This window comes from Flavobacterium crocinum (assembly GCF_003122385.1).
Classification (GTDB): Bacteria; Bacteroidota; Bacteroidia; order Flavobacteriales; family Flavobacteriaceae; genus Flavobacterium; species Flavobacterium crocinum.
The window spans coordinates 1,928,748-1,941,482 of record NZ_CP029255.1 but is presented as its reverse complement, the minus strand read 5'-3'; the positions used below and the strand labels follow the sequence as shown (position 1 = coordinate 1,941,482).

The 12,735-nt window shown below is 32.6% G+C and carries 14 protein-coding genes; 10 read left to right on the top strand and 4 right to left on the bottom strand.

Annotated features, from left to right (window positions below; all coding sequences use genetic code 11):
- The first annotated feature begins 28 nt into the window (after positions 1-28).
- The 3 genes from HYN56_RS08865 (at position 29) to murI (ending at position 2,504) form a co-directional block, all read left to right on the top strand.
- Positions 29-1,060, top strand: a complete 1,032-nt coding sequence (locus HYN56_RS08865) for an OmpH family outer membrane protein (RefSeq protein ID WP_109191847.1) — start codon at positions 29-31, stop codon at positions 1,058-1,060.
- Positions 1,061-1,074: 14 nt separating this feature from the next.
- A complete protein-coding gene (locus HYN56_RS08860) occupies positions 1,075-1,578 on the top strand; it encodes an OmpH family outer membrane protein (protein WP_205727651.1) in 504 nt (167 codons plus the stop codon).
- A gap of 149 nt (positions 1,579-1,727) precedes the next feature.
- Positions 1,728-2,504, top strand: a complete 777-nt coding sequence (murI, locus tag HYN56_RS08855; protein ID WP_109191846.1) for a glutamate racemase — start codon at positions 1,728-1,730, stop codon at positions 2,502-2,504.
- Positions 2,505-2,507: 3 nt separating this feature from the next.
- Here murI and HYN56_RS08850 read toward each other — a convergent pair whose 3' ends face one another.
- A complete protein-coding gene (locus HYN56_RS08850; protein ID WP_109191845.1) occupies positions 2,508-3,743 on the bottom strand; it encodes an aromatic hydrocarbon degradation protein in 1,236 nt (411 codons plus the stop codon).
- Positions 3,743-5,071, bottom strand: coding sequence for a DUF4270 family protein (locus HYN56_RS08845; protein WP_109191844.1), 1,329 nt, complete (start codon positions 5,069-5,071; stop codon positions 3,743-3,745). Before HYN56_RS08845 ends, HYN56_RS08850 begins: the two co-directional genes overlap by 1 nt.
- 232 nt (positions 5,072-5,303) lie before the next feature.
- Here HYN56_RS08845 and HYN56_RS08840 point away from each other — a divergent pair, with 232 nt between their 5' ends.
- The 5 genes from HYN56_RS08840 (at position 5,304) to HYN56_RS08820 (ending at position 9,436) form a co-directional block, all read left to right on the top strand.
- Positions 5,304-6,134: a DUF6268 family outer membrane beta-barrel protein gene (locus tag HYN56_RS08840; RefSeq protein WP_109191843.1), complete on the top strand. Its 831-nt coding sequence runs from the start codon at positions 5,304-5,306 to the stop codon at positions 6,132-6,134.
- A 16-nt stretch (positions 6,135-6,150) separates the two neighbouring features.
- On the top strand, positions 6,151-7,155 hold the full coding sequence (locus HYN56_RS08835; RefSeq protein ID WP_109191842.1) for a Kelch repeat-containing protein: 1,005 nt from the start codon (positions 6,151-6,153) through the stop codon (positions 7,153-7,155).
- Positions 7,142-7,474 carry a DUF4907 domain-containing protein gene (locus HYN56_RS08830; protein WP_240622677.1) on the top strand — a complete coding sequence of 111 codons (333 nt, stop codon included), beginning with the start codon at positions 7,142-7,144 and terminating at the stop codon, positions 7,472-7,474. The genes HYN56_RS08835 and HYN56_RS08830 overlap by 14 nt, the downstream gene beginning before the upstream one ends.
- Positions 7,475-8,590, top strand: a complete 1,116-nt coding sequence (locus HYN56_RS08825) for a sensor histidine kinase (protein ID WP_109191840.1) — start codon at positions 7,475-7,477, stop codon at positions 8,588-8,590.
- Positions 8,591-8,719: 129 nt separating this feature from the next.
- Complete coding sequence (locus HYN56_RS08820; RefSeq protein ID WP_109194755.1) at positions 8,720-9,436, top strand: LytR/AlgR family response regulator transcription factor; 717 nt, start codon at positions 8,720-8,722, stop codon at positions 9,434-9,436.
- A gap of 86 nt (positions 9,437-9,522) precedes the next feature.
- On the opposite strand, the gene HYN56_RS08815 is transcribed toward HYN56_RS08820, so the two are convergent.
- Together HYN56_RS08815 and HYN56_RS08810 are read right to left on the bottom strand one after the other, a co-directional pair.
- On the bottom strand, positions 9,523-10,041 hold the full coding sequence (locus HYN56_RS08815) for a gamma carbonic anhydrase family protein (RefSeq protein WP_109191839.1): 519 nt from the start codon (positions 10,039-10,041) through the stop codon (positions 9,523-9,525).
- A gap of 13 nt (positions 10,042-10,054) precedes the next feature.
- Positions 10,055-11,047 (bottom strand): PorP/SprF family type IX secretion system membrane protein, encoded by a 993-nt coding sequence (locus tag HYN56_RS08810; protein WP_109191838.1) that lies wholly within the window; start codon positions 11,045-11,047, stop codon positions 10,055-10,057.
- A gap of 143 nt (positions 11,048-11,190) precedes the next feature.
- Between HYN56_RS08810 and HYN56_RS08805 the strand changes: the two genes are divergently transcribed.
- Together HYN56_RS08805 and HYN56_RS08800 are read left to right on the top strand one after the other, a co-directional pair.
- Positions 11,191-12,090, top strand: a complete 900-nt coding sequence (locus HYN56_RS08805; RefSeq protein ID WP_109191837.1) for a NifU family protein — start codon at positions 11,191-11,193, stop codon at positions 12,088-12,090.
- A gap of 145 nt (positions 12,091-12,235) precedes the next feature.
- Positions 12,236-12,646 carry a YtxH domain-containing protein gene (locus tag HYN56_RS08800; RefSeq protein WP_109191836.1) on the top strand — a complete coding sequence of 137 codons (411 nt, stop codon included), beginning with the start codon at positions 12,236-12,238 and terminating at the stop codon, positions 12,644-12,646.
- Positions 12,647-12,735 lie beyond the last annotated feature (89 nt).

Sequence of the window (12,735 nt, the reverse complement as noted above, 5' to 3'; positions counted from 1 at the left end):
GTTAAAAATCATCAAATAAAGTTATGTTATGAGAAAACAATTTTTATTTATATTTTTAGCCTTGATTGTAGCAAATACAAGTCAGGCACAAGGTAAGACGACTAGAATTGGCTACATCGACATGGAATATATTTTAGAAAATGTTTCCGATTATAAAGAAGCTAAATCACAATTAGAGCAAAAAGCTCAAAAGTGGAAACAAGAAGTTGAGGCTAAAAAATTAAATATAAATACACTTAAGGAAAGCTTAAAAACAGAAAAAGCTTTACTTACAAAAGAATTAATTGAAGAAAGAGAAACTGAAATTAAGTTTCTTGAGCAGGAAATGATGGATTACCAACAGAAACAGTTTGGTTCTGACGGTAATTTAATGAGACAAAAAGCAGCTTTAGCAAAGCCAATCCAGGATCAGGTTTTTACTGCCGTTCAGGATATTGCAGAAGCTAAAAATTATGATTTTATCTTTGATAAATCATCCGATTTGACAATGCTTTTCAGTAACAAAAGATTTGATATCAGCGATCAGGTTTTACGAGTTTTAAATCGTACAGAAAAACGTGAACAATTATCAAAAAAACAACTGAAAGAGCAGGAAGCAAAAGAAAATCTTGAAAATGCAATAGACGATAATCCTGCAATGGCAGAACGTCAAAAAGCTTTGGATGAGAAAAAAGCAGCCAGAGAAAAATTAATTCAGGATAGAAAATTAGAGCAGGAAGCTAAGAAAAAAGAATACGACGACAGACGTAAAGCCTTAGCAGCAGAAAGAGAAGCTAAAAAAAATGGCACGGTTTCTGAAACAGCTAAACCGGCTACAGAAACTCAGGCAGCTACAGAGGCGGCAAAAACAACCACTACTGCTAAACCAGCAGCAACCGGTACAGAACAAACGCCAACTACTACTGAGCCAACTATGACTAAAGCTGAAGAAAGACAAATGCTTTACGAACAGCGCAAAAAAGAATTAGAAGAAAAGAGAAAGAAAATTTTAGAAGAAAGAGAAGCGGCCAAAAAAGCAAAAGAGGCCGAAACACAAAAAACAAATACGACCAATAATTAATTAATATTTTAAAAATGATGAAACAAATCAAAACTTTACTAATTGCTGCAATTCTTATTTTAGGAGCAAGTAACACAATGAACGCACAAGCGAAGGTAGCTCATGTTGATGTAAGCGAGATCATGTCGAAAATGCCTGCTATGCTGGATGCTCAAAATCAACTGCAAAAATTAAGTGGTACATACGATGCTGAATACAAAAAAATGGTTGATGAATACCAAGTAAAAATCAAAAAGTATGAAACAGAAGCTGCTACAGTAACTGATGCTGTTAACGGTGAGCGTTCTAAAGAAGTTCAGGACATGCAAAAAAGAATTGTTGATTACAGAGACAATGCACAAAAAGAACTACAACAAAAAGAAACTGATATCGTAAAACCTTTAATGGAAAAAGTAAGAGCTTCTATCCAAAAAGTTGGAAAAGCTAAAGGTTTCCAATATATCTTAGATGGTTCTACTTTATTATTAGCTGATGGTCCAAACATCACTGCTGACGTTAAAAAAGATTTAGGATTCTAAGAAATTCAAAACTTAAAAAATCAACTGTTCAATTCTTTCAATTGAGCAGTTTTTTTTTACAAAAAATTAAAACTAATCCTTGGTATAATTTCAGGAATTGAATTAACTTAGAGTAATAAATTTTACCTAAAAAATAGTAATTTTGCTTTATGACAAACAATAATCCTATAGGCGTTTTTGATTCTGGTATTGGCGGAACATCCATCTGGAGCGCTATTCATGACTTACTTCCAAATGAAAAAACTATTTATCTGGCAGACAGCAAAAATGCTCCGTATGGCCAGAAAACTAAGGATGAAATTGTAGCATTAAGCAAAAAAAATGTAGAATTTTTACTCGAGAATAATTGCAAACTTATTGTTGTTGCCTGTAACACTGCTACCACAAATGCAATACGAGAACTTCGTGCAGATTATGATATCCCATTTGTAGGAATAGAACCTGCTATTAAACCTGCGGCAAATAATTCTCAAACACAGGTGATTGGAATTTTGGCTACAAAAGGAACTTTAAACAGTGAATTGTTTAACAAGACTGCCGAAATGTTTCAGAACACCAAAATAATTGAACAAGTTGGTTACGGACTGGTACAACTTATCGAAGATGGAAATCTATATTCACCGGAAATGACACAACTTTTGGAGTCTTATCTAAAGCCAATGGTTGAAGCCAATATCGATTATCTTGTTTTAGGCTGTAGTCACTATCCGTATTTAATTCCTCAAATAAAAAAAATTATTCCGGATCATATTAAGATTATTGATTCTGGTGAAGCTGTAGCCAGACAAACAAAAAACCTACTTCAGGATAAAGTAGGCTTTTCAGAGATCACGCAAAATGATCCAATATTTTATGTCAATTCAGACCCGAAAGTGTTGGAGTCTATCTTAGAATTTAAATATCCTGTTATTAAAAAAGATTTTTAGGTCTTACTCAAATTTTCGTTTGACAAACCAAATGCCGTCCAACGATAAATTAAGCGATATTTTATGGTAGTTTTCTTTTATAAGATCATTTGCAACCCTTCCTTTCTGACCGTATGAATACGAAATATTAAGTGAAGAGAAAGTATTATCTATTGGCAAATTCAACCCAACTGAAAACGAGGCATTTTTAACACGATGAGCATCAACTTCAAGATAACCGGTATCATAACTTAGCCCTGCAGCGTACCCTACTCTATCCCAATATTTTCGTGGGTTCTTTTTGGAACTATATGTAAATCCAAATGCAAAACGATCCTGATTCACAAAATTACCATATAGTTCAGATTGCTTGGTATCATCCCACAAACTTCTCTCATAATCCAAAGTCAGATTCAGATTATTTTTGAAACGTTTACTTAGCCCAATTCCAATTTCCAGAGGCATGTAATAATCATCTGTATCAGAAGACGTATCAGATTCAATAGAAGACTGAACCTCATCTGCAATTGCAGTTACAGATTGTACTTTAGTTGCATTGATTCGTGAAGGAACTTTAAATGTGGTTCCAATCGTAAAAGTAGAATCAATTTTATACTGCGCTCCTAATGTGGCACGCACTCCATTGTAGTCCGTTTTCTTATGAATTGTTGTAATAGAGTTCCCAATTAAAAAAGAACGATCATCGACCGTATTTCCAAAAAGCACAGTTCCTGTAAGTCCCACTGTAAGTTTTGTTCCTAAACGGTATCCATATGAAAAATCCAGACTATTTAATCCACCAGATCCTTCTGCTGAAACATAATAATATTCCTGACCGTCCATTATAGGCAATTTCAAATTTGAAATTTTAAATGTAGAACTGGAATATGGACGAAGAGAAAGGCTCAAACCCGATTTTTTAGTAACCGGAAATGCAAATGCCAAGTGCGAAAATTGAAAATTATTTCGACTCTCCTGGCGCGAACCTGTCTGATATGTCGTAGCTATTGCCTTTCCCCCAATATCAAATAAAAAGTGATTTTGATACATAAATCCTAACGAAGCCGGATTTAAATTATTAATAAAAGTATCTGAAGGTAAAGCAATTCCTGAAGAACCAATTGAAGGCAGATAACCAAAATCCGAATCATATAAACTTCCTACGCCATATAAGGAATACGGCGAACTTGAAATACTTTGAGCAAAAGAAGTCAACGACATCAAAATGAAGCAGCTCCATAAAACAATTTTATTTTTCATTAATAGGAGATATAATAAATTTTAAGCTGAATTTTATTGTTTACATGCTTTTGATCGCCTAAAACTAATCTGTTAACCGACTGAGCAATTCCTGGCAAAGTCAATATTAGAGAAGATCTGGAATCGGATTGTTTCAGCATTTCTTTCTGAAGAAAACTTCCAACTGAAATTGAATAACCAACATTTTCGTTGAATTCATCGCTTTTTTGGCTCAATTTCCCATAAACTGATGCTCCGGCAGAATTTAAAAGCGTTCCACTAATTCTGTTCAAATTATCTCCAACATAAACCGTTAAGGAATCGGCCAAAGGGTATTTCTCGGAATAAGAATTATTAACCGGTTTTAAAATTAATTGTGCATCTACGATTGCTCCATTAGTCGAAATATTTTTAAACTGTTTTATGTTAGGAAAATCAATCCGGCAGGCTACTCCGGTTCCCGACTGAATAAATCCCTGATTGTTAGTCAACAAACTAGACAATCTACTGGTAGAAGCGGGGAGATTTTGTAAAATAGTGCCCGTTTTGTCCAGAGAAATAGAATTAAACTGCTTGGAAGTATCTAAAATGGAGAAATCTACTATAAGTGACGCTGCTTCATTGTCTGCCTGATATTTAGAATAATACAACCTGACTTTACTTGTGGAAACACTGAATCCAATAACATTTGAGGAACTGGAATTTTCCGGTACTAAAACAAATCCCTTTAAATATTCTGTAAAACTGTCAAAGTCTGTAACCTCTCTCTTTTTTATTTTCTGGAAAAGAGCTTCCCCAAACACTTTATCCATTTGAATATTGATAGAATCTTTTTCTCTTGGCCTTGGCTTAAAAGATATTGTTCCAAGGCTTTCAGAGCTGTATGTCAGAGTCGAATTATTATAAAAATTATTATCGTCTTTGTTAGGTTTAACTTTTTGAGTTAATCTATAAATATTAAATGTCTGTACTTTTGTTGTATCTCCATAATAATATCTGTCATATTTAAGAATCATAGATATAGAATCGAAAACATAATTAATAGATTCTGTATCCGAACCAACGCTATTTAAAGCATAAGTATCTGCAGAAAGCTGAAAATAACTATCCGATTTTACTTTTCCGAAAACAGGATCATCATAATTTCCAATTAGAATTCTTCCACGACTTGACGTTGCAAGGGAGTCAAAATTAATAGTAGACATACTAACAGTAGCCGTGTCAATCAAAACCACCTTATTACTTAAAGCCAGATAATCTGACCCAACCGTAAACTCACCCGTATCAGTATCTGTACCACATGAAAAAAGGGTTAATACAAAAAGCAAGATCAATATAAACTTGTGCATAATTCATTTTTTGAACAAATATAAAAGGCAAGCTTTCGCGCTACACTATAACATATACCATCGCGCTTTTTTAGGCTACAAATACAGCAAAATAATCTATAATGTCATTTATACTCACAAAACTCATTTCAGCCTTAAAAAAGAGGATTTAGTCTATCAAAACAGGTCATATATATATCTTCTTTTTTTTAAGGAAGCTATCCGCTTACTTTTGAAACCAATAAAATAAATAATGATAGTACGGCTTTTAATTTGTTCTCTTTTTTCAGTTTCGTTCTTAAGCATAAAGGCACAAGAAAATTTTGCCGCTTACGCGAATATTAAAATAGAGCCAACAGATAAAATAAATTTTAATGAAACTGAAATTGCCGTTTCTTATGAAAAGAATCTGGGAACGAAATACAAAATAGCCAATACGTTAGAGTACTCAAACTTAAAAGCGAATTATGAACTGAATCAATTTGATTTTTACCACGATCAGGATAAATTCAACCAGATTCAAAACAAATTTGAATTTTCGCATGAAATCTCAGAAAAAACAAAATGGCAATTTTCTATTATTCCTACAGCCAATTTTCAGCAAAATTTAGATGTATCAGACCTTACTGTTTTAGGAGATTTAACCATTAATCAGCAATTGAATTCTAAATTAAATATTGTGATTGGAGCAGGAAGAACATCCATTTTTGGAGCGCCAAAATTTACTCCAATTGCAGCTTTAGATTATAAATTCAATGACAAAACCAATTTAAGAATCGGATTTCCTGATTCTCAAATTAAGTATGCGAACAATGAAAGAAATGAATTTAAAATAACAAACAGTTTTAATGGAAACTTTTATCATTTAGATATTTCGGATACAAGCGAAAAAGCAGTTTTATCACAAATAACCACCGCGCTTGAATATGATCGTAATGTCAGTAAAAATTGGTTTCTAAATTTTAAGGCGGGTTATGATTTTAATAAAAAATACAAATTAACAGACAGTAGCAACCATCAAATATACGACTACAATATAGGAAATGGCTACGTTTTAGGAATAGGGATCAAATACAAACAATAAATAAAATTAATACACTATGATTAATCTAAAAAAAGGAATTTTATTCACAGCGCTTTTTTCGAGCCTTTTTTTTGTAAGCTGCAGTAATGATGAAGATGACGAATTAATGGGAAACTGGATTAAAAAATCAGCCTTTGACGGCCCGGCAAGATCTAGTGCAACAAGTTTCGTTATTGGAGATTTCGCCTATGTTGTAGGCGGTTATACAGGCGACGAATATTTAAAAGATTTATGGATTTATAACTCTACCGGAGATTATTGGGAACAAAAAGCAGATTTTGGTGGCGTAGGAAGAAGTTCTGCTTCTAGTTTTGCACTAAATGAAAAAGGTTATGTTGGTCTTGGTTATGACGGAACAAACAAACTGAAAGATTTTTATCAATACGACCCTTCAAGCAACAGCTGGACACAAAAAGCAGATTTTGGAGGAACAGCAAGATATGCGGCTGTAGGTTTCCAGGCAGGAGGAAAAGCTTATTTTGGTACCGGATATGATGGGAATTATTTAAAAGATTTTTATCAGTATGATGACCAGGCTAATTCATGGACACTTGTAAACGGTTTCAGCGGAAACAAAAGACGTAATGCAACAGTTTTTGTAATTGCAGACAAAGCTTATTTAGTAACCGGAATCAACAACGGTACTTATCAGGAGGATTTCTGGGAATTTGATCCATCAACAGATACCTGGACAAGAAAAAGAGATATCGACAAAGATACTGACGATGATTACTCATACAATGACGATTATGCAATTGTACGTTCAAATGCTTCCAGTTTCTCTATAAATGGATTAGGATATGTTGTAGGAGGCGAAAGTACCAAAACAATTTGGGAATATAACCCGTCAACCGATTTATGGGAAGAGAGAACACCAATGGAAGGCGCAACCAGAACTGATGCTGTTGCTTTTGCTATAAACAACAGAGGTTTTTATATGTTAGGAAGAATTGGTTCTTCTTACTTTGATGATGCATGGGAGTTTAGACCATTAGAAGAGCAAAGTGATGATGACAACTAAAATAAAAAAGCACTTCTGGAGTAATATCCGGAAGTGTTTCCTTTTTTGTGTATTGCTTTTATGTTTTATTTCCTGTACCAAAAAAGAAGCTCTTACATCAGCTGCTTTTAGAACAAATTCAGGATGGGGATATACAATTGCTTACAAAGAAAAAATCTTAATTAAGCAAACTGTTATTCCGGTAATAACCGAAAACAAAAGTTTTGCAACAGAAGGCGATGCCCTAAAAGTTGCTCAACTTGTAAAAGAAAAACTCAAACAAAACTTATCTCCTACGGTAACCAAAAAAGATTTAATTTTATTAAAAATAAAATTATAAATGCAGTTAGATACCTTAAAAAATACCGGCTATAACAAAATTCTGTTTCATTGCGCAATATGGGTTTTCTTTATTTTAACTTCTCTAATTCAGTTTTACGAAAGTCCGTTTAAAATGAGTAATGATTTTTATGTACAATGGGTTACAGGAATTGTTTTGTTTTATCTGAACTATTTTTATTTGGTTCCAAATTATCTTTTACAAAAAAAATACTGGCTTTATTTTCTGTTTGCTTTTGGTCTTATTGCTGCTTTTATGATTCTCAGAATAAATTATTCTATTCCTGAATTCAGACACTTAAGACCCGAAAACATAATGCCTCCGCGAATCATACCGCAAGGTCCGCATTTCTTTCCAAGAACAGATTATATGCCCCGAAGAATTGAAATGAGACAACCGATTTTCTTTAAACTTGGTCCGTCTTTTTTCTATATTCTAATCATAACAATTAGTGCTATTATTAGAACATTAACCGAATTTTATAATAATCAGCAAAATAAACTGATTGCCGAAACACACAGAACAAATACAGAATTGATATATCTGCGTAAACAAACTAATCCGCATTTTTTATTCAATTCTCTGAATAGTATTTATTCTTTAGCACATAAAAAATCTGATTTGGTCCCTGATGCCATCGTAACGTTATCTGAGCTCATGCGCTATATGCTTTATGAGACCGATAACAAAACGGTGGCTTTAGAAAAAGAGGTAAACTATATTCAGAATTACATCGAACTGCAAAAACTCCGATTAAACAATATTGAGGACATCGTAATCAATGTTCATGGCGACACCAAAAATAAATTCATTGAACCATTGTTATTGATTTCTTTTGTTGAAAATGCTTTTAAATACGGAACAGACTACAAAGGTGCCGCCCATGTAAAAATTAAAATCCTGATTACCGATAATAACCTTGATTTCTGGATTGAAAATACAATCGAAAATTATGTCAAAGATCCGGAAAATTCAGGAATAGGATTGGTAAATATTCAAAATCGTCTTGATTTGCTTTACCCAAATGCACACGAATTAGCCATTACTCAGGATAATAAATATTACAAAGTTCATTTACATTTAAAATTAGATGAGATTAAAACCGGCATTCATTAAATGAAATACTATTTTTAAACATAATTTTATTTTAGGAATCAGTATTTTATGAAAATTTTAAAACTTAATTTACTGGTTTAAAATTACTTTTGAATGCCAAAACAAATTATAAAACTTAATTCTGAAAAAATGAAATGTGTAATTATTGATGACGAACCTTTAGCTGTAGAACTATTGCAGGATTTTGTCAAAAAAGTAGATTCGCTGGAATTAATAAGCTCATTTAATAATGCAATTGATGCTGTTTCGTTTATTAATCAGAATAATGTTGACTTAATTTTTCTGGATATTGAAATGCCTCATTTTTCCGGAATTGATTTTATAAATACCATTGAGAAAAAACCTTTAGTTATTTTTACAACAGCATATTCAGATTACGCTGTAGAAGGTTTTAATCTTGGTGCTGTAGATTATTTAGTAAAACCAATACCTTTTCATCGTTTTTTAAAAGCCGTTGTAAGAGCGCAACAAGTTTTGCAGCCTGCAGTTACAAATCAGACAATTTCTGAAAATACAAATACTCCTGAAATCGAACAGGATTTTATGTTTGTAAGGGCCGAATATGAAAATGTGAAGTTAAACTTTGCTGATATCCTCTTTATTGAAGGCTTAAAAGATTATGTAAAAATTTACACTACTGACAATAAATTTACTCTGACATTAATTAGTTTGATCAAATTAGAAAATCTGCTTTCCAGTAAAGGTTTTGCACGAATTCACAGGTCATACATTATTAATATCAAACATGTAAAATCTATTCAAAAAAACAAGGTTTTAATAAGCGATAAGCGAATTCCAATTAGCGAAAGCTATAAGAACACCTTTTTTGAGAAAATCAATCTATAATTTCTCAAATTCCAATAAATAAAATTCCAAATTCCAAGACCTGATACTTCTGGAATTTGGAATTTCTATTTTTGGAATTTCTAGTTTTATTCTTCGTTTTTAAACCAGCCAGAATACATTACATAATTATTCGAAATGCGTTCAATTTCGCCGGCAAAATCAGATTGGTTAATATCTTTTACTTTTTTGGCAGGAACGCCTGCATAAATGCTTCCGGAAGTTACAACCGTGTTTTGTGTTACTACTGCTCCGGCAGCAATAATTGCATTACTTTCTACCACACAATTGTCCATTACAATAGCGCCCATGCCAATCAAAACATTATCATGAATGGTACAGCCATGAACAATAGCATTATGCCCAATTGAAACGTTATTACCAATTATTGTTGGATGTTTTTGATAAGTACAGTGAATAATTGCGCCATCCTGAATATTTACTTTATTTCCTATTTTAATGTAATGCACATCTCCTCTAATCACTGCATTAAACCATACACTACAAGAATCCCCAAAAGTAACATCTCCTACAATGGTAGCATTTTCGGCAACATAACAATCCTCCGGAATCTGAGGCGCTTTTCCGTTTACAGACTTAATCAGCATAAAAAAATAATATTTAGTTAACTGCAGGACAATTACAGTCGTAACGTTCTTTTCTACAGAATAAATTAATACCCAAAGTAATCTGATGATAACCACCAGTATCAAACTTAACATCTCCCATTACTTGAGAATAAGTATAAGCAAACATAAAGTTCTTGAAATTAACACCAACTATAGGCGTAAAAAATTGTAATTTTTGAGAAGCAACACCATTATTTCCTGCAAGATACTGTGCCCCATCAAAACCTCTTCGATATGATAAAGCAGCCCAAAGACTTCCAAAGTCCATGCTTTTATAAGCTTTTATATTTAAATCAAGCGTTTTTTCTTTGGTCTTATCAAAATATTGAAAAAGAATGGAAGGTTCCCAGGTAATGCTATTATTTTTCCCAAAAACATATCCTACACTTAGTAAAAATTTTCTCAGATTATCACTTTCATATTCTGTATACAACTCTCTTCTTGTTTCTAACAAGCCCTGAACAGTTGCATGTGCATAAAAGTCCATAAAGTTATAAGAAGCTCCAATATCCATATTAAAATACGAGTCTTTCTGAATAGAACCAAATACAATTGGATCAAAAGTTCCTCCAAATTTTGTTTCGTCCAACTGACTCTGTATTAATCCACCGCTAATACCAAAAGAAAGTTGATTCAGATCAATCTCATCTCTGGAAAACATAATATGGTGAGCATAAGTAAGCTTAACTCCTTTCTGAGAATGATATCCGTTTTTATCATTAAAAACAATAATACCTGCTCCTGAGCGCTCTCCTACTCTTCCGTTAAAACTTAAAGTCTGCAAAGTAGGTGCATCTTCTTGCCCAAACCATTGTTTTCTTGCTGTCAGTCTTATTTTAGCACAATTGGCCGCACCCGCCATTGATGGATGAATTAAGTAATAATTATCAGACAAATAGTCTGAATAAACAGGTATTCCTTCCTGTGAATAAGAAAAATAAGAAGAAATAAGAAAAATTAATAAAACCCTGATTTTAAATTTCATATAGGCAATTTTGTATCGATATAATTTTTACTCCTGCAATTTAACACGATTTCCTTGAAAATAGTCTTAATTATTTTATTAAAAAACCAAATATAGGTATTAGTAGAAAATAACTTTAGTAAATTTGCAAAAAATATACTACCATGACAAAAATCGTTATAAAAGAAACTCAAAACCCGACTATTTTAAAGTTCGAGTTTGAGGATTTTATTACTCAAAATCAAAACTTTGAGTTCAAAAATATTGACGAGGCGCAAGCTTCTCCTTTGGCTCAACAACTATTCTATTTACCATTCGTTAAGACTGTTTATATATCCGGAAATTTTATTGCTATCGAAAGATACAGCATTGTAGACTGGGATGATGTTAAAGACGCTGTAGCAGAGCAAATTAGTTCTTTTGTTGAAAAAGGCGGAGTAATTATTAAAGTTGACGAAACAAAAGCAAAAAAACAACCTATTACAGTTTATGGAGAAACTACTCCAAATCCTTCTGCCTTAAAATTTGTAGTGAGCAGAATGTTAACACGTAATGCTGTAGAATACAAAAACATCGATCAGACGGCTTCTTCTCCATTAGCACAGGAATTATTTAAATTCCCTTATGTAAAAGAAATTTTTATTGATGAAAACTACATTTCGGTAACAAAATATGAGATTAACGACTGGTCTGAAATTACTTTGGAATTAAGAACTTTCATTAAACAATTTATTGAAAATGGTGGTACTGTTTTAGACGAAAGTCTAATCCAGACAGCAACAAAAAATGAAGTTACGAAAGATGAAGCATTTGACAAGTTAGATGTTACTTCACAACAAATCATTAATATCTTGGAAGAATATGTAAAACCTGCAGTAGCTGCTGACGGTGGAAACATTGCTTTTGAATCTTACAATGAAGAGGATAAAACGGTAAAAGTACTTTTACAAGGTGCTTGCAGCGGTTGTCCTTCTTCAACATTTACTTTAAAAAGCGGTATCGAAAACATGTTGAAAAGCATGCTAAACGATGAAGCAATAAAAGTAGAAGCTTCAAATGCTTAATCTAAATCAAAAAATATTTGAAAGCGTCTCTTTTGAGGCGCTTTTTTTATACTTAAACATTAATTATCAATTATTTATCTGTAAAAAAACTAGTAATTCTATAAAATTAATTAATATTGTATTAATAACCAATTAATTAAAAACCATGGGATTATCTTCATTTTTTAAGAATTTATTTGGCTCGACCAAAGAATCGGTAACTGAATTGGCAAATAATGCCGAAAGTACTTTTGAACAGGCAAAAGAAGCTGCTGCACCGTATATTGAAAAAGCAGAAACTTTTGCAGAAGAAACTATTGACAAAGTAAAAGAAGTTTCTGAACCTTATATCGACAAAGCTGCAGATTATGCCAATCAGGCTAAAGAAACGGTAAGTGAATATGCTGATAAAGCATCTGATGCCATAAGCGATGTTATTGATACCGTTAAAGAAAAAACGGCTTCTTTAACAAGTGATGCTGATACTCCGGAAACTATTACTGAAACAGTTGCTGACGTAAGCGAAAAATCGGCTGCAGCTGTAGAAGAAATTGGCGACGAAGCTGACAAGGCGTAATGTCTATTTTCTCATAAAGTAAAAATTTTTATATTTGCACTACCAATCTGCCTTCTCTTTTGAGAAGGTTTTTTTTATACTTAAAACAC

What these genes read in the sequence shown, in the direction of transcription:
- HYN56_RS08860 (WP_205727651.1), top strand. Translation starts at nt 1,075, where the DNA reads ATGATGAAACAAATCAAAACTTTACTAATTGCTGCAATTCTTATTTTA.
- HYN56_RS08810 (WP_109191838.1), bottom strand. Translation starts at nt 11,047, where the DNA reads ATGAAATTTAAAATCAGGGTTTTATTAATTTTTCTTATTTCTTCTTAT.
- HYN56_RS08800 (WP_109191836.1), top strand. Translation starts at nt 12,236, where the DNA reads ATGGGATTATCTTCATTTTTTAAGAATTTATTTGGCTCGACCAAAGAA.
- HYN56_RS08820 (WP_109194755.1), top strand. Translation starts at nt 8,720, where the DNA reads ATGAAATGTGTAATTATTGATGACGAACCTTTAGCTGTAGAACTATTG.
- HYN56_RS08850 (WP_109191845.1), bottom strand. Translation starts at nt 3,743, where the DNA reads ATGAAAAATAAAATTGTTTTATGGAGCTGCTTCATTTTGATGTCGTTG.
- HYN56_RS08865 (WP_109191847.1), top strand. Translation starts at nt 29, where the DNA reads ATGAGAAAACAATTTTTATTTATATTTTTAGCCTTGATTGTAGCAAAT.
- HYN56_RS08830 (WP_240622677.1), top strand. Translation starts at nt 7,142, where the DNA reads ATGATGACAACTAAAATAAAAAAGCACTTCTGGAGTAATATCCGGAAG.
- HYN56_RS08815 (WP_109191839.1), bottom strand. Translation starts at nt 10,041, where the DNA reads ATGCTGATTAAGTCTGTAAACGGAAAAGCGCCTCAGATTCCGGAGGAT.
- HYN56_RS08805 (WP_109191837.1), top strand. Translation starts at nt 11,191, where the DNA reads ATGACAAAAATCGTTATAAAAGAAACTCAAAACCCGACTATTTTAAAG.
- HYN56_RS08825 (WP_109191840.1), top strand. Translation starts at nt 7,475, where the DNA reads ATGCAGTTAGATACCTTAAAAAATACCGGCTATAACAAAATTCTGTTT.
- HYN56_RS08840 (WP_109191843.1), top strand. Translation starts at nt 5,304, where the DNA reads ATGATAGTACGGCTTTTAATTTGTTCTCTTTTTTCAGTTTCGTTCTTA.
- murI (WP_109191846.1), top strand. Translation starts at nt 1,728, where the DNA reads ATGACAAACAATAATCCTATAGGCGTTTTTGATTCTGGTATTGGCGGA.
- HYN56_RS08835 (WP_109191842.1), top strand. Translation starts at nt 6,151, where the DNA reads ATGATTAATCTAAAAAAAGGAATTTTATTCACAGCGCTTTTTTCGAGC.
- HYN56_RS08845 (WP_109191844.1), bottom strand. Translation starts at nt 5,071, where the DNA reads ATGCACAAGTTTATATTGATCTTGCTTTTTGTATTAACCCTTTTTTCA.